Origin of the sequence: Pseudoduganella chitinolytica, assembly GCF_029028125.1 — a bacterium.
In the GTDB taxonomy this organism is placed as follows: Bacteria; Pseudomonadota; Gammaproteobacteria; order Burkholderiales; family Burkholderiaceae_D; genus Rugamonas; species Rugamonas chitinolytica.
This window is the reverse complement of the sequence record NZ_CP119083.1, coordinates 5,644,746-5,663,453: the sequence shown is the minus strand read 5'-3', so window position 1 is coordinate 5,663,453 and position 18,708 is coordinate 5,644,746. Positions and strand designations below refer to the sequence as shown.

Sequence of the window (18,708 nt, the reverse complement as noted above, 5' to 3'; positions counted from 1 at the left end):
GTTACAACCCGAGCGCCTTGCGGATCTCCCGCCCGACAATCGCCCACGCCGGAGAAGTGGCCGCCACCTCGTCATAATGGCTGGCACCCGGCAGCACGATGACTTCGGCCGCATCGCCGGCGGCGCGGGCCCGGGCGGCATAGGCAGTGCCGGTGGACGGCGGCGACACAATGTCGTGCTCGCCATGGATCAGGATCGTGCGGATGGCGGCGGGCAGCAGCTCGGCGGGCGACGTGTCCGCGAACACGTCCGGCCGCGCGGCCGTTGGCGTGCCCGCCAGCTGCACCGTGTCGCGCTCGCAGCTGCTTTTGATCAGCGCGGCCTGGTGGCGCAGGTCGGCGAGGCCGCCCAGGCTGATCACCGCCGGCAGCGCCAGCGGATCGCGCGCATACGCCGGGCTCCAGGCCGGCAGCCGATGCCGCGAGGCCGCCCATTGCGCCAGGTGGCCGCCCGCCGAATGGCCGACGGCCACGATGCGGGCCAGGTCGAGCCGGTGCGCGGGCGCTTCCTGCTTGAGGCGGTCGACGGCCGTGGCGATGTCCTGGTAGGTGCCGGGATAGCCGCCGCCCGCTTCGTCATGCCGGCGATACTCCACGTTCCAGACCGCGATCCCCTGCGCTTTCAGGGCCCCCGCCATATTGCGCATCTGCGTGATGCCGCCGAACTCCACCGTCCAGCAGCCGCCGTGGATCAGCACGACGACGGGAAACGGCCCGTTGCCCGCAGGCCGGAACAACTCGGCGAATTGCGAGGGCGCCGGACCGTAGGCAACGTGGGCGTCCGGCTGGGGGCCGCCGAGCGCCAGGTAGTCCTGCAGCGACATCGGCGCCGACACTGCGGCAGTGGTCAACAAGGTACCGGCGGCGGCCAGCAGGGAATGGCGGATCGGCTTGCGCATGGCTTCCTCGGCAATGAAACAGGGCAGAGCGCAGCATAACGCGCCCTGCCCTGCATGGGAATAGCCGGGGCCGTGTCCATGTCGGGGTGTGACCCCATGGTGGACACGGGCTGGTCAGAACTTGAAGCTGGCCCGCGCGTAGTAGTAGCCGCCGTTGATGCCGAACGGCGAGAACGACGGATAGATCGTCACGGCCGCGTTGTTCAGGTCCGCCCGGTAGGTGGCCAGCAGGTCGGCGTTGACCTGGTCGGGGTACTGGTTGAACAGGTTGTTGGCGCCGGCCGAGACGGTCCAGTGGTTGTTGACCTTGTAGCTCAGCTCCAGGTCCGTGATCGCCTTGGTCTTGACCTCGTTCTTGAAGTAGGTGCCGCCGTCCGGCGATTCGTAGTTGTACGACTTGCCGTAGATCGCCTCACGCAGGTTGACGGTCCACGCGCCCAGCTTCCACAGCGCACCCAGGTTGACGCGGGCGCGCGGCGACGCCGTCTCCAGGTTGGAAATCGCGGTCCGGTCCAGCAGGCTTTGCGGCACCAGCTGGGCGGGCGCCTGGTTGATCTTCGTGACGCGCACCTGGTTGTAGTTGGCGGCCAGCGACCAGTCGACGCGACCCAGGTCGCCGTAGTTGCTGTTGACCGTAGCTACCAGCTCCACCCCGCGCGAACGGGTGTTGACGGCGTTCGAGAAGATGTTGATGCCCGTCTCGCTGACGGTCGGGTCGAGCACGTTGCCGTTGGCGAGGATCGCCGCCACGACGGCGGGCGAATTGACGGCGCCGCCGGAACCGTACAGCGCGCCGCTGCCGACGATGCGGTCGCGGATCTTGATCTGGTAGGCGTCCAGCGTCACGGAGACGTTGTTGGCCGGGTTCAGCACCAGGCCGGCCGAGATATTGGTGGACGCCTCCGGTTTCAGTCCGTCGATGCCGACCAGCCTGGCGCCAACGGAGTTCGGCGCCAGTTGCACGAACGCGCTGGTGGGCGAGACGTTGGTGGCCGAGTAGTACTGTTCGGCCAGGGTCGGCGCGCGGAAGCCGTTGCTGTAGGTGCCGCGCACGGCGATCGTCGGCGTCACGTCGTAGCGGCTGGTCAGCTTGCCCACCTTGGCGTTGCCGAAATCGCTGAAGTGCTCGTAGCGCACGGCCAGGTCCACCGTCAGGCCCGGCAGCGGGAAGCTGATGAAGTTGGCATAGATCGCCTTGTTGTTGCGACTGTGCTTGCCCGCATCGGTCAGCGAAAAACCGGGGTACGACTGCGAACCTTCCTTGTAGCGCGAGGCCGGATCGCCCGCCACGATTTCGTAGCGGTCCACGCGGTGCTCCAGGCCCAGCGCGAACGTGGACGGCTTGTCCCAGCCCATCTGCACCTCGCGGCTGACGTCGAAGTTGTTGGTCCACTGGCTGGCAACGAATTCCCCGGCCGCGAACGACGTCGGCGTGGCGCCCGTGTCGTTGTACAGGGAGACGTTGGCGCTGTCCTCGACGCCGATCTTCGCCTCGTCGCGGCCATACGTGGTCGACAGCTCCCAGTGCCATGCGCCGGCGATCTTGCCGCGCGCACCGGCGGTGACCGCGTAATCCGTTTCCTTCATCGTCTCCTTGGGGTCGAAACCGAGCGGATAGACGGCCGGCAGCCGGCTCGGCATGCGGTAGTTCTCGTGGGCGCGGGCGTGCTTGCGGCCGGCGGTGGCAAAGGCGTACAAGGCCGTGTCGTCGTCGATGTCGTAGCCGGCGTTCAGCGCCAGCGTGTGCAGGTGGTATTGGGCGTCGCCCGAGATCTTGTTCAGGTACGGATAGCCGGGCGCCTGCAACAACGGCTGGCTGGCCAGGTTGCCGGGGTCCAGCACCCGTGGGTCGATGCCGCCGCGGTCGCTGTAGCCGTGGTAGCGCGACTCCGCCGTCAGGCTGACGAACGCATTGGCCATCGGCGTGAAGCCGATATTGGCGGTGCCGTCGCCCGTGTTGCCGCCGCCGTCGCCATAGCGGCCGCCGTTGACGTTGCCGGACAAGCCCTGGTTGTTCGACTTCAGGATGATGTTGACGACACCGGCGATCGCATCGGTGCCGTACTGCGCGGCGGCGCCGTCCTGCAGCACTTCGATATGGTCGATGGCGGCCACCGGAATGTAGTTCAGGTCCGCCGCCGCGCCGCCCTGGTAGGGCCCGCCCAGCACGGCCAGGTTGGCGGTCCCGTGCCGGCGCTTGCCGTTGACGAGCACCAGCGTGTTGTTGGGCGACAGGCCACGCAGCCGTGCCGACAGTGTCAGGTTGGCGGTATCGCCGCCGAATGCCTGCGCCGTGAACGACGGGATGTTCTGGGCGATGGCCTGGATCAGGTCCGGCTGGCCGGTGCGCTGCAGCGACGCGGCATCCAGGACCTGGATCGGCGAGGCGCTGTTTTCCGCTTTCAGTCCGCTGGCGCGGGTGCCCGTCACGATGACGGCACCCACCGACGCCGGTGCGCCGGCGGCCCCGACGACTTCCGTTTGCGGGTCGGCGGCGGGATCGGCAAGGGCGATGCCGGTGTGCAGCAGCATGGCGGTGGCGCCGGAAGTGATGATGGCCTTGTGCATTGCGTGGTCCTTTATTCTTGGTGGCGGTGGGAAGACGGAGGCGGCGTTTATTTTTTGGCGGCGACCACCTCGATCTCCACCAGCCAGCCGGGCGAATTCAGGCCGGCCACCTGCATGACGGCGCGTGCCGGCAGGTTCGGCTGGGGGTTGGGCTGGGCGCTGGCGCCGAAGAACTGCGTGTACGCCGCCATGAAACCCTTGACGTCGGCGCGGCCGCCCTTGCCCGGATCGCCGACCAGGAAGACCTGCATCTTGACGACGTCGGCCATCGTGAGGTTCATCGACTTGAGGATGTCGTCGATCCTCTTCAGCACGCCCATCGTCTGCATCCTCGTGTCGCCGTAGGCCGCCAGCGAGTCGGGATTGGCCGCCTTGTCGACGACCGGGGGCACCTGCCCGCTGATGAAGTGGATCGTTGCGTTGGGCGGCAGCGTCACCGCTTGCGCGATGGGGAAGTCGGAGCCGGGAATCTTGTGGCGCACGATGTCCTGGGCGTTGGCGGCGGCGGACAGCAGGAACGTCAAGGCGATGGCGGTCTGTTTCATGGTGCTCCCTTTTTGGTCAATGTTTGTTGGACGGTTGGCTGGCGGCGAATTTGGTTGCCTGCAGCTGGGCGCGCAGCGCGGCGACCTCCTGCTCGGTCAGCGCGCCGGCGCTGTTGCCCCAGCTGGAACGCACGTACGTCAGCACGGCGGCCAGGTCGGCGTCGGACAGGCTGGCGGAAAAGTCCGGCATGCCGCCGCGCCCCTTGAGCAGTACCGTGGCGGGGTCCTGCGCGGGCCCCTGCACGAACGCACTGCCGGCCAGCGCGGGGAAAGCGCCCGGAATCCCCTTGCCGCTGGCCTGGTGGCAGGCGGCGCAGCTTTTCTGGAACACGGCCTTGCCGTCGGCCCCGTAGGACGGCAAGGCGCAGCAAGAGAGCGCGACCAGCGCGGCCAGCGTGGCAGGAACGCGCCTCATGCGTTGGCCCTTTCATGGATACGCGCCAGCTGCTGCCATGCCGATTCGATGGCGCCGGCCTGCCAGCCCGTCAGGTAGCTCAGGTGTTCGCCCGCCAGCAGCACGCGCCCCTCCCCTTCCAGCAGCACGGGATAGGCGGCCTTGCGGCTTTCTTCGGTCCACTCGGCCCAGCCGCCCAGGTTGTACTGCACGCGGTGCCAGGCCACCGAGAACGCACTGTCGAACGACTCGCGGTAGGCCGGAAAGATCTTCTCGCCGGCCGCGAGCGCGAATTCGGCCCGCTCGGCCGGGGTGAGCGCGCTGGTTTCGATGGCGGCGGTCTGGTAGTTGTAGTACCCCAGCAGCACGCCCTTCTTCTTCTGCCATCCGGACGACGGCAGCGAGATCGTGTTGATGCCGGGGATGTCGGTCAGCACGTGGCCGCCGTAGATATGGTCGTCTTCTTCCCAGAAGCGGCGCTTCATCTGCAGGCCGATCTTGCCGACCGGCGCATAGGCCACCGCCTTGATGGCGCCCTTGAACGGTTCGGAGAAATCGGTATCGACCATGCGCAGCACCGACAGCGGCAAGGTACACAGGCAGTAGTCGGCCGACACGGACTGCACCTTGCCGCCGGCGGTGTCCTTGAATGCCACGGTGACGTTTTTCTCGCCATGGCGGATCGACTGCACTTCGGCGTGGTAGCGGATGAAGCGTCCCACCCGTTTCTCGAACGCCTTCGGGATCCGGTCCATGCCGCCGACGGGCTGGAACATGGTGTTCTGCATGGGGAAATCCTGCACCGCGCTGTACACCTTGCCCACGCCGGAGGCGAGCAGCTCGGACAGGCCCAGCGGGTCGGATGGCGTGCCCGGGCCCGGATTCATGCCGGCGCCGGGATTGACGGCAAAGCCCCGTCCCGTGCGGCCCTTGTAGCGCAGGTCGGCGCTGCCCAGCTGGCCCTCGTGGGCCAGGTAGTCCAGCAGCGCGCGCTGGTCGTCGGCGGTCAGCTGCTTGTCGAGCTGGTGGTTCTGCACGGACTTGGCCAGCAGTTCGGCGACGTGGCCGCGCAGGTCCGCCTTGACCTGCGCGGGACGCAGCCGCTGCTTCGACAGCGGCCCGCCGTTTTCCAGGTACACGAACGCATGGTCGTTATCGTTCACCATCACTTCGAGCGGCACGTCGAACAGGCGCGTGTAGTGCAGCGTGGACTGGTGGTGCAGCGGAATGCGCCACGGGCCGTGGTTGATGTACTGGCCGTCGTCGAACGCGCAGCGTTGCGTCTCGCCGCCCAGTTCCGTCAGCTCGAAGCCCTTGCGCGCGGTCTGGCAGCGGCCGCCGGCAAAACCGCGCGCCTCCAGCACCTGTACGCGATACCCCAGCTTGTTCAATTCATAGGCCGCCGTCAGCCCCGCCAGCCCGGCACCCAGGATGACGACGGACTTGCCCCTGCCGCTGCCGCTCAGCACGGGCGGCCCGGACATCGTCGACGCGATCCCCATGCCCCACGCGTTCATCGCGTTCAGCAGCAGCCCCGTGCCCCCGACCGCGGCGGCGCGGTACAGGAAGCCCCGCCGCGTCGCCGATCCCACCGATCCACTCTCCATCAGAACCCTCCAGGCGGTTGACATTGCTCTCACTTGCATGGGGATATAAAAGCAATCGGTGTGCCATTCGCGGGTTGGAAAGCACTGATTTCGGTCGAACGAATGATGTCGGTTCGGCTCGACGGGGACAGCTCGCCGGCAACGGCGCCAGCAGGTGCGACGTCAGCACTTTGTTCGATGCGATCTCTCGCGGCAAAGTCCGTTCGCCAGCCTGGCTGCTTGCCGGCGTGCACCACGTCAACGCATAAAAAAAGGCGCTGTGCCCCCGTCGCAGTGAAGTAGCCCATCGGTAATTAGATGACGTCGAGCATCAGCGCTACGCGCAGGAAATGCTGCGGCAGCGTAACCCGGCTGGCGTCCAGCACGTGCCGCCAGCCCAGGTAATTGGGCAGGTGGCGGCTGGCGACACCCAGGAAGCGCCCCAGCCACCCTTTGAAGCGGCCGTGATGGCTGTTGACAGTCTGTACGTGGATGAGGCCGTTCACGCGGATGCCGGCGTGGGGGTTCACCGTTTCATGTGCGATGCCCGCCGCGGTGGCGAATGCCCGATAGGCGACTGCACTGTCGGTCGCGAGCAGGATGCCTGGCGCCAGCACGGGTGGCAGGCAATCATGCAACTGCTGCGCCGTTACCGGCCCGCGCCCGGGGACGAAATCGCACGCCTTGCCGCTACGGTTACAGGCGACCAGGATGCAATCATGTTCCTTGCCCGGCCCCCGATGGCTGGCGCTGCCGCCTCGCCGCCGCGCAGGACGGGTCAGGTGGCGCGAACCTTTTTGCGATTCCAATAAATACGTTTCGTCCGCCTCGACGATGCCATCGAGCGGCAGTGCCCGCGCGTCCTTGGCCATCGCCAGGAAGCGGTGGCGCCAGCGGAAGCTCGTGTTGCGGTGAATGCCAATCGCCTTGGCTGCGCCCCGCACTGTCATCGAGTGCAGCATGCACTGCAGGAAAGGCAACCATTTTTCCCGCAATCGGATGAACGCGAGGGGCGTTTTCGTCAGCACATTGAAGCTGGCGCCGCACTGGCGACACCGGTAGCGCTGCAGGCCCCGATAGACGCCGTGGCGATAGAGCCGGTCCCCCTCGCAATGGGGACAGTGGCGCAGTTTACTGCCGGCTTCCGCGAGGATCGCCAGGCACTCGGCCAGCGACGAACAGCGATCGAAGATGTTCCGGAGTTCATCGGCCTGCTTGCCGGTCAGCTGCGTCAACCATTGCAATACCTGGACCTGTGCGGCTTCGAATTGCTGCGTTTCCATCATCTCCTCCCCAAGCGTGGCTGCCTGATGAGTGAGACTGCGGTCGCGCCGGGAAGTTCATTACGGCCGGGGCACAGCGCCCAAAAAAAAACGCGCCCGAAGGCGCGTGAAGAAAGGGTGGAGATCACCCTACCGAAGGAAACTGTGCAATCAGCCGGCCAATCGCCCGACCCGGCGCTCGTAGCTGGCATGCTGGCCGGCCGGAAGCAGCGCCGGCTGCGGCAGCGGTGCGACGTCCGCCCGCGACAGCGCCCGCTGCGCACTGCTGCGCTCCGTCACGTGGCAGCGGTGGAACTGCAGCGGCGCGGCCGGATCGAGCAGGTAGACGCGCTCGACGTCGGCCGGGTCGCAGGCGAGGCGCACCGTCCAGCGCCCGCGCAGGCGGGCCCGCTCGAACCAGCGCTCCTCGATGGCACGCGCGCAGCTGTAGTACGTGTCGTGCAGGCAGATGCCATCAGGTGTCACGAGCGCCTCGTGCACGGGCAGCAGCAGGCAGTGCACCAGGTCCTCACGGTACTGCTTCAGCGCCGCGCCGCGCTGGCGCATGCCCCAGTCCCACAGCTGCAGCGGCGCCGGCCCGTGCGGCGCCGGCAACAGGTTGTGCTCCAGCGCCGCGTCGGCCACGAGGCGGGTGAACCGGTCGAGATCGAGCACGCCGTCCAGCATGCCCATCTGCGCACCGGCCGCCGGCGCCTGCAGTGGCAGCAGGGAACAGCGGCGTTCCAGTGCCGCGCGCCACGGCAGCGTTTCGCTGTCCGGCGTGCCGCTGATGCAGCGCACGCCGAAGTTGTTGCGCAGGGCACCGCCGCCGTCGAGCGGCCGCAGCGCGCCCGGCACCACCAGCAGCTCCGGCAAGTGGCGGCAGGGCCAGTCGGCGGCCGCGATGGCGCGTCCCACGCGCTGGCCGAAGCGCACCTTGTCGGCCGCGCAGTGCGCCAGCGCCAGCACGGCCTGCTGCCAGGACGGCTCTTCCAGGCTGACATGGAAGCCGACGATCATGCCGCTGAAGATGTCGCTGGCGACATAGACAACGGGGCGGCCGGCCAGCCGGTCGCGCTCGGCGCGCGCCACCAGTTGCACGTCGGCGCGCACGGCATCGAGGCGGAAGGCGGCGCCGGGCTTGCCCGGCTGGAGCACCGCCGCCTCCCCGGGCAGAGGCAGCGGGCGCTGGACCGGCTGCAGCACCTTGTCCTGTTCCAGCCAGTAGCCGAACTGGCCGAAGCTGGGCGCACCTTCCGGCTGCGCGGCCCGGACCACGCGCCCCGTGGCGCCATCGACGCTGCGCTGGCAGAAGAAGTCGCCCAGCATCGCGTCATACAGCGCCCGGCGCGACTGCCGCGCCGTCGCGTCGGCGGCAGCCACGCGGAAGACGCGGCGCAGCGCCGTATCCACGTTGACGCCCGGTGGCGCACCCTCCTTGCGGGGACGGCCGCGCTTGACGCCCACGGTAGACGAGCGCGTCTTGCCGCGCGCGCCCGAATTGCCGTAGTCCGGCAGCAGCGCATTGGGCGTCTGGCCGCGCTGCCAGTAGCGGCGCAGATAACGATAGATGGTGGGATGGGAAATACCGTAGCGCGCCGTGTAGTCGGCGATCAGCTGGCCGCGCCGGCGCGCCTGGTAGATACCCGGCTCGTGCGCGGTCAGCTCGGCCACGATCTGCCAGGCCCGGTCGCGCAGTTCCACGTGGCGCGGCGGCAGCAGGTCCTGGTTGACGGCGACCAGATAGGGATCTTCCGCGAGCCGCGTGGCGCGGCCGGCGCTGACGTCCTCCTCCAGGGTGGCGATACGCACCTGCCGGGCCTCGCAGGCCCGCGCGGCCACGTCGAAGACGTACGCGCTGCTGCGGTCCGGGGCAAGCCACAGGATGCGCACCACGCGGCGGGGCGACTCGTATTGCAGTAGATCGTTTCGCAGTAACATCGTTTCCCCTCGTCGAGAGTGATACCGATGTGTATGCAAGTTCTGGGCCAGTGCCTGGACAGCAAAACGCCCGGCACTGGGCCGGGCGTTGGGTGCTGGGACTGCCATGTTGGTGCATGCGGGCACCGTGATATCGCATGAACCCGTGGTGTGGGCACCAATGCCGCAAGGTTAAGACACCCCAACGGGCCGCCGGCATGAGTAACCCCTACGGCAGAGGGCCGGGGTCAGACCCGGCGGGTCTGACCCCAGTTCCTGGTCCTGGGCTTGAGGATAAGCCAGCGGCTCGCTGACCTATACGCCTTAACTTAGCGGCAGCAGTGTCAGGCACCGCGCGTTAGTGATATCGCATGCACCGGACCCGATCAGCGCTTGGCCTTCGGCTTGCCGGCCACCGGCTTCCTCGGCGGCGTGTGCTTGCCCGACTCCGGCGGCATCGCGTCGGCCAGGCTGATTTTCAGCTGCTGGCCGCCGACCCACACCTTGCCCAGGTGCTGGAAGATCTCCGGCGGCATCCCTTCCGGCATTTCCAGCATCGAGTAGTCGTCGAAGATCTCGATGCGGCCGATGTAGCGCGCTTCCAGGCCGCTTTCGTTGGCGATGGCGCCCACGATATTGGACGGCGTGGCCGCATGCTTGCTGCCCACCTCGATACGGTACGGCCGCATCGCCATGCTGACCTTGCCCGGCTTTTCCTTCTTCTTCTTCGGCGGCGCGTCGTCTTCCGTCAGCGCCGATTCGACGATCGCATCCAGGTTCTGCTTGCGCTCGACGGGTTTGCGTTCGGCCGGCTTGCGGGCCGGCGCGGCCGGGGCGGCAGCCGCCTCCGGTGCCGCCTCGCCATCGCGGCGGATGCGCAGCATGCGTCCGGCCACGCGCACGCCGGTCAGCAGCTGCAGCGTTTCGGCCGGCAGGTCGGCCGGCATGTCCAGCACCGTGTAGTCCTCGAAAATCTCGATGCGACCGATGTTCTTCGAGTCGACGCCGCCTTCGTTGGCGATGGCGCCCACGATATTGCCCGGCTTGACGCCGTCCTCGTAGCCCACCTCGATGCGGTAGGTCGCCATGCCGGGGTCCGGCTCGCGGTGGATGCGTTCCTTTTTCGGCAGGGCCGGGCGGTCCGCGCGCGGGGCGCGCTCGCGTTCCGGACGGTCGCCACGCTCGGCCCGTTCGGGACGCACGCCGTCCTCGTGCCAGCCCTTCTCGGCCTTCTTGTCCAGCAGCAGCGGCGTGTTCCCGCGCGCCATCATGGCCAGCGCCGCGGCGATTTCCGTGGCCGGCACGTCGTGTTCCTGCTCGTATTCCTCGACCAGCTGCTGGAACTGTTCCAGGCCGCCCTGCGCCAGGGTTTCCGTGATCTGGTCCTTGAAGCGGGCGATGCGCACGTCGTTGACGGCCTGCAGCGACGGCAGCTCCATCTGCTTGATCGGCTGGCGCGTCGCGCGCTCGATCGACTTCAGCAGGTTGCGCTCGCGCGGGGTGATGAACAGGATCGCTTCGCCGCTGCGGCCGGCGCGGCCCGTGCGGCCGATGCGGTGGGTGTAGCTTTCCGAGTCATACGGCACGTCGTAGTTGACGACGTGGCTGATGCGGTCCACGTCCAGGCCGCGCGCGGCCACGTCGGTGGCCACCAGGATGTCGATCTTGCCTTCCTTGAGCTGGCCGATGGTGCGTTCGCGCGCGGCCTGCTGCATGTCGCCATTGATCGCCGCGGCCGAGAAGCCACGGGCCTGCAGGCGTTCCGTCAGCTCTTCCGTGCCCAGCTTGGTGCGGCTGAAGATGATCATGCCGTCGAACGGCTCCGCTTCCAGGATGCGCGTCAGCGCGTCCAGCTTGTGCATGCCCGACACCAGCCAGTAGCGCTGGCGGATGTTTTCCGCGGTACCCGTCTTGGCCGCGACGGTCACTTCCTTCGGATCGTTCAGGTAGGTGTTGGCGATGCGGCGGATGGGCGCCGGCATCGTGGCCGAGAACAGCGCCGTCTGGCGCTCTTCCGGCGTTTCCTGCAGGATGCGCTCGACGTCGTCGATGAAGCCCATGCGCAGCATCTCGTCGGCCTCGTCCAGCACCAGCGTCTTCAGCTTCGACAGGTCCAGCGAGCCCTTGTCCAGGTGGTCGATGACGCGGCCGGGGGTGCCGACGACGACATGCACGCCGCGGCGCAAGGCCGACAGCTGCGGCCCGTAGCTCTGGCCGCCGTAGATCGGCAGCACGTGGAAGCCCGGGATATGGGCGGCATAGCGCTGGAATGCCTCGGCGACCTGGATGGCCAGCTCACGGGTGGGGGCCAGCACGAGGGCCTGCGGCGCGCTCTGGCGGATGTCGATGCGCGACAGGATCGGCAGCGCGAACGCGGCCGTCTTGCCGGTACCGGTCTGGGCCTGGCCCAGCACGTCGCGGTTGGCCAGCAGGTGCGGGATGGTGGCGGCCTGGATCGGGGACGGCGCTTCGTAGCCGACCTCCTTCAGGACCTTGATCAGCGCTGGGCTGAGGTCGAGATCGGTAAACAGAATGGGTTCCTGGGTTGTTGCAGTCATTGCGGTTCTCGCTAGAATTATCGGGAACGACGCCGGCTCATGGTGGTGCAGGTTCCCTATTGTTCGAATCGCCCCATGCGACAGAAAGGGCGTAGTTTACTCTGTTCCGGCCCGGTCGGCGGAACTGTTCGGAAAGATCGTGCCGGCAGCGGCGGCCGAACCGTCCGGCACAGTTGTCGCATTTACACTAATATCTGGCTCCCCCAACCCGAAAGACCACCATGCTACGATCGATCCTGGCCGGTGCGCTGGCCGTTCTCCTGGGCTCAGATGCCGCCGCGGCCGCCTACGGTCCGGAACTGCAAGGCTTCCGCTACCCGCATCCGCTGCAGCAGTTCCGCTTCAATTCCCAAGGCCAGACCATGAAGATGGCCTACATGGACGTGCGCCCGAAAGGCGGCGGCAACGGCCACGCCATCGTCCTCCTGCACGGCAAGAACTTCTGCGGCGCCACGTGGGAAGCTTCGATCGCGGCGCTGGCCGACGCCGGCTGGCGCGTCATCGTGCCGGACCAGATCGGTTTTTGCGCGTCCACCAAGCCGCCGCACTACCAGTACACCTTCCAGCAGCTGGCGCAGAACACCATGGCGCTGCTGCAGAAGGCCGGCGTGTCGAAGGTCGCGCTGCTGGGCCATTCGACCGGCGGCATGCTGGCGACCCGCTTCGCGCTGATGTATCCGCAGGCCGTATCGCACCTCGTCATGGTCAATCCGATCGGCCTGGAGGACTGGAAGGCGCTGGGCGTGCCGTACCGCACCGTCGACCAGTGGTTCGAGCGCGAGCTGAAGCTGACGGCCGACAGCGTGCGCAGCTACGAGAAAAGCACCTATTACATGAACCGCTGGAAGCCGGCCTACGAAAAATGGGTCGACATGCTGGCGGGCCTGAACGCGGGGCCCGGCCACCAGATCGTTGCCTGGAACTCCGCGCTGATCTACGACATGATCTATACCCAGCCGGTCGTGCACGAATTCCCCAACCTGAAGGTGCCGGTGACGCTGATGATCGGCGACGGCGACACCACGGCCATCGGCAGCGACATCGCCCCGCCCGAGCTGAAGGCGAAGCTGGGCAACTACAAGGTGCTGGGCAAGGAGGCGGCGAAGAAGATCCCGCAGGCCCACCTGATCGAGTTCCCCGGCATGGGTCATGCGCCGCAGATGGAAGACCCGGAAGCGTTCCACAAGGCGCTGCTGCAGGCGCTGGAGGGAACGCGCTAGCGATGTAGCGCTACCCCCAGCGGCACCCGCTCGCCCGCGGCCAGGCGGGCATCGTTCTCGTCCAGTACCGCGCCGAACGCCATGGCGGGTACGGGACGGCTGAAGTAATAGCCCTGCATCTGGTAACAGCCGTGTTCGCGCAGGAACGACAGCTGGTCGAGCGTCTCGACGCCTTCCGAGATCACCTGCAGGTTCAGGTTCGCCGCCAGCGCGATGATGGTCGTGACGATGGCCGCATCGTCCGGGTCCACCGTCAGGTCGCGCACGAAGGCCTGGTCGATCTTCAGGACGTCCACCGAAAAGCGCTTCAGGTGCGCCAGGCTGGAGTAGCCGGTGCCGAAGTCGTCGATCGCCAGCTTGACGCCCAGTTTCTTCAGCTGGACCATGACGGCGATGGCGTGTTCGACGTCGTTCATGACCAGGCTTTCCGTCAGCTCCAGCTCCAGGCAATTCGGGTCGAGGTCGGCCTCCGTCAGGACGTCCGCCACGCTGCCCACGAAGTCGCGCTCGGCCATCTGCCGCGCCGACACGTTGACAGCCACGCGCAGGTGACGCCGGCCCTCGCGCTGCCACGTGCGCAACTGCTGGCAGGCGCTGCGCAGCACCCAGGCGCCCATCTGCAGGATCATCCCCGTCTCCTCGGCCAGCGGGATGAAGCGGCCTGGCGCCACCATGCCCATCTCGGGATGCTGCCAGCGGATCAGCGCCTCCATCGCCACGATGCGGCCGCTGCCGATATCGACCTGGGGCTGGTAGTACAGCACGAACTCGCCCCGCTCCAGCGCCTGGCGCAGCGCGCTTTCCATCTGCACCCGCTCGCCCAGCTGCTCGCGCATCGCGTGCGTGTAGAACTTGTAGTTGTCGCCGCCCAGCTCCTTGGCTCGGAACATCGCGATGTCGGCCCGCTCCAGCAGCATCGTGGGATCGGTGCCGTGGTCCGGGTAGATCGCCACGCCGGCGCTGCAGGCGATGAACGTCTCCTTCTCGTCCAGCAGCAACGGGCCGTGCAGGCTGCCAAGGACGCGCTGCAACTGTTCCACCGACGGCTTGCGCGCCCCCTCTTCCGGCAGCAGCATCAGCGCGAACTCGTCGCCGCCCAGGCGTGCCAGCGTGTCGATGGGCCGCACCGCCGCCTGCAGGCGCTCGGCGACGTGCTGCAGCAGGCGGTCGCCCGCCTTGTGGCCCACCCGGCTGTTGGTGAACTTGAAGCGGTCCAGGTCGATGGAGACGACCCACAGGCTGTGCCCGCGCGCCGCCGCCTGGGCGATGTTCTGCTGCAGCCGGTCGTGCAGCAGCACCCGGTTCGGCAGGCCCGTCAGCGCGTCGTGGGTGGCCTGGTGGTGCAGCTCCGTCTCGTAGGCCTTCATTGCCGTGATGTCGTGCTGGATCGCGACGAAATGCGTGACGACGCCATGCTCGTCGCGCACGGGCGAGACGTACGTCTCGCTCCAGAACAGCGTGCCGTCCTTGCGGTAGTAGCGCAAGGTGGCGTTGCCGTCCTGGTGCTCGCGCAGCGCCGTGCGGATCGTCTCGGCGCCAGGCTGGTCGACGTCGTCCCGGTACAGCAGGCGCGGGTTGCGGCCCATGACTTCGCCCGCGCTGAAGCCCGTGCTGCGCTCGAACGCGGGGTTGACGTAGACGATCGGGTAATCGTCCTCCGCCGCCACGATCAGGATGGCGTTGCGGCTCGACTCGATGGCCCTCTCGCGCAGCAGCAAGGTACGGTTGGCCTCGGCCAGTTGCGCCGTACGCTCGTCCACCCGCTGCGCAATGGCGCGGTGGCGGGTGGCGAGGGTGTGCACGTAGGCGGTGCCCAGCAACGTCGTCAGGATGCCCAGGATCAGCGTGGACAGCGATGCCAGGTGGTCCGCCACGAGAATCTCGTCGCTCATGCTGGCCACCACGTGCCATGTGCGCCCCGCCACCGGAAGCGACACGTCGAGCGGCGCGGGCGGCTGCGGATACAGCCAGGACAGCGGCGGCGCCAGCGCTGCCCGGCCCCCTTCCGGTGGTGGCGCGTAATACACCAGCGTCTGGGTCGAGCGCTCCGGCCCCGCATGCACGTGCAGGCCGATGCCCTGGATGCGCCGGGCCTGCTGGTGCACATGGTGCAGGCCGGAAGACATCAGGATCATGCTCACCATCTCCGCCGGCAGCAAGGTCACGGCCGTCTCCCCGACCAGTGCCGCGCGGCGCGTCGCCACATCCGGCAAGGCCTGGTCGAAGCGGTACACCGGCATCGAGATCAGCATGCCGACCGTCTCGCGCGCTTGCGCCAGGGTCACCAGCGGACTGGCGGTGGGGAGGCCGGTATCGTAGGCACGCTGGCGCGCCACCTCGTCGGCCGAGGAGTACAGCGAATCGAGGCCCAGTGCCGGCTCGTTGCCCCGGTACGGCTCGATGTATTCGATCACGCGGTAACGGGGCCGGTCCCCGGCCGGCACCACGACGCCGTCGCGGAACTCGGTGACCCGGGCGCCTGCGGCCTGCTGGCCCAGCGACGCTTCCATCGCGCCGCGCTCGGCGTTGCCGATGAAACGCATGAAGGAGAAACCCAGGACGTAAGGATAGCGCTCCAGCAGCGGCCGGGTGAAACGGCGGAACTCATCGCGGCTGACGCCAGGCTGGCTGACGAACAGCTGGTTGACGGAACGCAGCCCGTCGATGGCGTTGTTGATGCCTTCCTTGAGGGCGAACTCGCGCACGTGCGCGCGCTGGGAAAACGCGAGCACGAGACGGTCCTGCTCCAGCCGGCTGACACCGGTGAACAACAGGCCCGTCAGTACCGATCCGCACAGCAGCGCCAGCATGGCCGCGATGGGCCAGCGCCGGACGGGCTGTCGGCTGCGTTGATTATCGAAAATCTGGGCCATTTTACGAGATGGTTGGTACGTCAAGGGTAGCATGGTTTAAGGCCGCCGCCGCGCGCTCACGGCAGGCTTCGCCTGGCACGACAGTGGCGCGCGCGACACTCCCCGGCCGGCTATACTCGGCGCTGCCCGCGGGGCGTACGGCGCCCCTTCCGAACGACAATCGTTACAAGGAGAATGCTTTGGACAGCAATACCCAATGGATCGACGTGCAGGGTGAGGACGGCACGTTTCAGGCATACCTGGCCTTGCCGCGCGGCGGCACGGGACCCGGCATCGTGCTGATTCAGGAGATCTTCGGCGTCAACGCGCACATCCGCTCCGTGGCCGAGCAATACGCGGCGGACGGCTACGTGGTGCTGGCGCCCGACCTGTTCTGGCGCCAGGGCGCCCATATCGAACTGGGCTACGACGACGCCGATTGGCAGAAGGCCGTCCAGCTGAAGCAGAAGACCGATACGGACAAGGCCGTGGCCGACGTGGCCGCCACCGTCCAGGTGTTGCGCGAGCGGGTCGGCGCCGGCCAGAAAGTGGCGTCGCTGGGCTACTGCTTCGGCGGCCTGCTGTCGTACCTGGCGGCCGCCAACGGCACGGTCGATGCAGCCGTGGCCTACTACGGCGGCGGCATCCAGAACCAGCTGGACCGGGCCGACGCCGTGACGATCCCGCTGCTGCTGCATTTCGGCGGCAAGGACACCCACATCCCGGCCGATGCGGTGAAGCGCATCGCGGAAAAGTTCGGCGACCGCGACAACGTGGAGTTGCACGTCTACCCGGACGCCGAGCACGGCTTCAATTGCTCGCACCGCTCGACCTACCACCAGCGCTCGGCGGTCGAGGCGCACGGCCACACGCTGCTGTTCCTCGGCGAAAACCAGTGACGGACAAAGTTTCCTGCTGAGCAAACGCGGCTGGGCTAGAATTCGGGCATGACCCGTTTGCCCGTCCTGTTGCGCCGGTACGTGCTGGCCGCGTGCCTGCCGGCCGTGTCCCTGCTGAGCCCTGCCTGCGCGGGTGCCGCGCCGCTGCGCGTGGGCGGCTTCGTCGTGGCGCCGCTGATCGTCGGCACGGCCGATGTGCCGCTGCGGGGCGCACTGCGCGACTTCCTGGAGCGGCGCGTCGTCAGCCAGGGCGTGCCGCTGCAGTGGATGCCGCCCACGTCGCTGCGCCGGGCCATGGAAAGCCTGCGCAACGGCACGCTGGACGTGCTGCTGCTGACCAGCGGCGCCACCGACCGCGGCCCGGGCATCGGCACGTTCGGCTGGACTTACCTGCGCACCCGGCCGCACCTGGCCGTGCGGCGCGACAGCGCCTTGCGCCGCGTGCCGTCGCTGCGGGCGCTGGCCGGCATGGAGATCGGCTGGGTGGCGGGCTCCGCCATCCCGCCCGGGCTGGACCGCGTCGACATTCACTGGCAACCGCTGGCCGTCACGGACTGGCAGGCCGCCAACCTGCGCAAGCTGCGCGCCGGCCGGCTCGATGCCGTGTTTTTTGAAAACGAGTATTCACCCCGTTATTACGCGCGCCAGGAAGGGGTGCAGATCCGCCTGGTGCCCCTGCCCATGCCGGAACGCACGTTCTTCATGGCCTACTCGCTGAAAGCCGATCGGACGGACATTGCCCGCTTCGATCGCGTCGCCTCCGAGGCTTTTTCCAACGAGCAATTCCGCCGCTTCCTGGACCACTACCGGCTGCCGTGAACGGCTGGGTGCGGAGCCGTACAGACACCGCATCTGTCGCCAGGCATGATGGCGTCGTCGGCCTGCGGCCCGCACGGGCCTCCTCAACGCCAGCGCCGGCACGGGTCGCGCCATTGCTGGTGCGACCCTTCTTGCGATCCGTGCCGGCCGCAGCGGCTACAATGATGCAATTTGCCGGCGCCGCCGCGCCCACCCATCATGGCCAGACTCAAGCTTGAATTCCCCGAGGACCAGTTCTGCTTCTCGACACAGTTGACGGTACGCGTGACCGACATCAACGGCGCCAACCACCTCGGCAACGACTCGATGATCTCGATGATCTCCGAGGCACGGGCGCGCTTCCTGTATGACTTCGGCGTGCGCGAGACGCAAGGCGACGGCACCGGCATCATCGTCACCGACCTGGCGACGACCTACCGGGCCGAGGCGCATGCCCGCGACCAGCTGCTGTTCGAGGTGGGGGTGATGGATTTCAACAAGTACGGTGGCGACATCACGTTCCGCATCACCCGGCCCAGCGACGGCAAGCTGGTCGCCATGGCCAAGTCGGGCTTTGTGTTCTTCAACTACCGCCACAGCCAGGTCGTGCCGATGCCGGACGAGTTCCGCGCCAAGTTCCCGCGCGTGAATTGGCTCGACTGACCCTGGCTCGACCGGGACGCCTCAGCGCCTGCTGATGCGGGTGTCCACCACCGACTTGTGGAACCAGTCGTCGATCATCTGCTTTTCATAGCGCAGCGAGTCGCTGGAGAAGTAGCGGTTCATGCGCTGCTGGTACATCATGTTCGACACCTCGTCAGTCCCGCTCTTCACGACCTTGCCGTCCTGCTCCAGCGTCCAGTTCACGGTCATGCGCGGCCAGTCCGCGCCGCCCCGCATGATGCGGATTTCATCGACGGCCCAGCGGCGCGGTTCCAGCCGTCCGGCCAGGTCGAAGTCGGCGATCGTCACGGTCAGGACCTGCCCGGCCGGCAGCTCCTTGCCCAGGCTGACGAAGTGGCTGCTGATGTCCTTCAGGATCTGGTCGCGGTCGCGCTCGGCGCGCGGCATGTCGAGGAAGTCGTCCGGCTTGGTGTAGCTGACCATCACGCCCGCCTGCGCCGCACCGGCCAGCAGGGCCAGTGCCGGCAGCAGGCCTTTCAGTACATTGCTTGCTTTCATGATCCGTCCTTTCGTTCGATGCTTCA

The 18,708-nt window shown here is 67.6% G+C and carries 14 protein-coding genes; 4 read left to right on the top strand and 10 right to left on the bottom strand.

Annotated elements, in window-relative coordinates; translation table 11 throughout:
* Position 1 precedes the first annotated feature (1 nt).
* From PX653_RS25250 to PX653_RS25215, 8 genes are all read right to left on the bottom strand, one after another.
* Positions 2 to 898: an alpha/beta hydrolase family protein gene (locus tag PX653_RS25250; RefSeq protein WP_277415396.1), complete on the bottom strand. Its 897-nt coding sequence runs from the start codon at positions 896 to 898 to the stop codon at positions 2 to 4.
* A gap of 114 nt (positions 899 to 1,012) precedes the next feature.
* Positions 1,013 to 3,466: a TonB-dependent receptor plug domain-containing protein gene (locus tag PX653_RS25245; protein ID WP_277415395.1), complete on the bottom strand. Its 2,454-nt coding sequence runs from the start codon at positions 3,464 to 3,466 to the stop codon at positions 1,013 to 1,015.
* A 47-nt stretch (positions 3,467 to 3,513) separates the two neighbouring features.
* Positions 3,514 to 4,011, bottom strand: a complete 498-nt coding sequence (locus tag PX653_RS25240; RefSeq protein WP_277415394.1) for a RidA family protein — start codon at positions 4,009 to 4,011, stop codon at positions 3,514 to 3,516.
* 16 nt (positions 4,012 to 4,027) lie between these two features.
* The gene (locus PX653_RS25235; RefSeq protein ID WP_277415393.1) at positions 4,028 to 4,426 is read right to left on the bottom strand and encodes a c-type cytochrome; all 399 of its coding nucleotides are present in this window, start codon (positions 4,424 to 4,426) and stop codon (positions 4,028 to 4,030) included.
* A complete protein-coding gene (locus tag PX653_RS25230; protein WP_277415392.1) occupies positions 4,423 to 6,012 on the bottom strand; it encodes a flavin monoamine oxidase family protein in 1,590 nt (529 codons plus the stop codon). Before PX653_RS25230 ends, PX653_RS25235 begins: the two co-directional genes overlap by 4 nt.
* A 293-nt stretch (positions 6,013 to 6,305) precedes the next feature.
* Positions 6,306 to 7,274: an IS1595 family transposase gene (locus tag PX653_RS25225; protein ID WP_277415391.1), complete on the bottom strand. Its 969-nt coding sequence runs from the start codon at positions 7,272 to 7,274 to the stop codon at positions 6,306 to 6,308.
* 150 nt (positions 7,275 to 7,424) lie between these two features.
* Entirely contained in the window at positions 7,425 to 9,194 is a 1,770-nt protein-coding gene (locus tag PX653_RS25220; protein WP_277415390.1) for a TnsB C-terminal domain-containing protein, read from the bottom strand.
* Positions 9,195 to 9,559: 365 nt separating this feature from the next.
* Positions 9,560 to 11,731 carry a DEAD/DEAH box helicase gene (locus tag PX653_RS25215; RefSeq protein WP_277415389.1) on the bottom strand — a complete coding sequence of 724 codons (2,172 nt, stop codon included), beginning with the start codon at positions 11,729 to 11,731 and terminating at the stop codon, positions 9,560 to 9,562.
* Positions 11,732 to 11,952: 221 nt separating this feature from the next.
* Between PX653_RS25215 and PX653_RS25210 the strand changes: the two genes are divergently transcribed.
* Positions 11,953 to 12,951, top strand: a complete 999-nt coding sequence (locus PX653_RS25210; protein ID WP_277415388.1) for an alpha/beta fold hydrolase — start codon at positions 11,953 to 11,955, stop codon at positions 12,949 to 12,951.
* Here the strand turns inward: PX653_RS25210 and PX653_RS25205 are convergent.
* The gene (locus PX653_RS25205; protein ID WP_277415387.1) at positions 12,948 to 15,824 is read right to left on the bottom strand and encodes a bifunctional diguanylate cyclase/phosphodiesterase; all 2,877 of its coding nucleotides are present in this window, start codon (positions 15,822 to 15,824) and stop codon (positions 12,948 to 12,950) included. The genes PX653_RS25210 and PX653_RS25205 overlap by 4 nt on opposite strands.
* A 179-nt stretch (positions 15,825 to 16,003) precedes the next feature.
* On the opposite strand from PX653_RS25205, the gene PX653_RS25200 reads away from it, so the two are divergent.
* The 3 genes from PX653_RS25200 (at position 16,004) to PX653_RS25190 (ending at position 18,163) form a co-directional block, all read left to right on the top strand.
* Positions 16,004 to 16,702 (top strand): dienelactone hydrolase family protein, encoded by a 699-nt coding sequence (locus PX653_RS25200; protein WP_277415386.1) that lies wholly within the window; start codon positions 16,004 to 16,006, stop codon positions 16,700 to 16,702.
* A gap of 48 nt (positions 16,703 to 16,750) precedes the next feature.
* A complete protein-coding gene (locus tag PX653_RS25195; RefSeq protein WP_277415385.1) occupies positions 16,751 to 17,521 on the top strand; it encodes a substrate-binding periplasmic protein in 771 nt (256 codons plus the stop codon).
* A 198-nt stretch (positions 17,522 to 17,719) separates the two neighbouring features.
* A complete protein-coding gene (locus PX653_RS25190; RefSeq protein ID WP_277415384.1) occupies positions 17,720 to 18,163 on the top strand; it encodes a thioesterase family protein in 444 nt (147 codons plus the stop codon).
* A 21-nt stretch (positions 18,164 to 18,184) separates the two neighbouring features.
* Here PX653_RS25190 and PX653_RS25185 read toward each other — a convergent pair whose 3' ends face one another.
* Positions 18,185 to 18,682 carry a DUF3016 domain-containing protein gene (locus PX653_RS25185; RefSeq protein WP_277415383.1) on the bottom strand — a complete coding sequence of 166 codons (498 nt, stop codon included), beginning with the start codon at positions 18,680 to 18,682 and terminating at the stop codon, positions 18,185 to 18,187.
* Between the last annotated feature and the right edge of the window lie 26 nt (positions 18,683 to 18,708).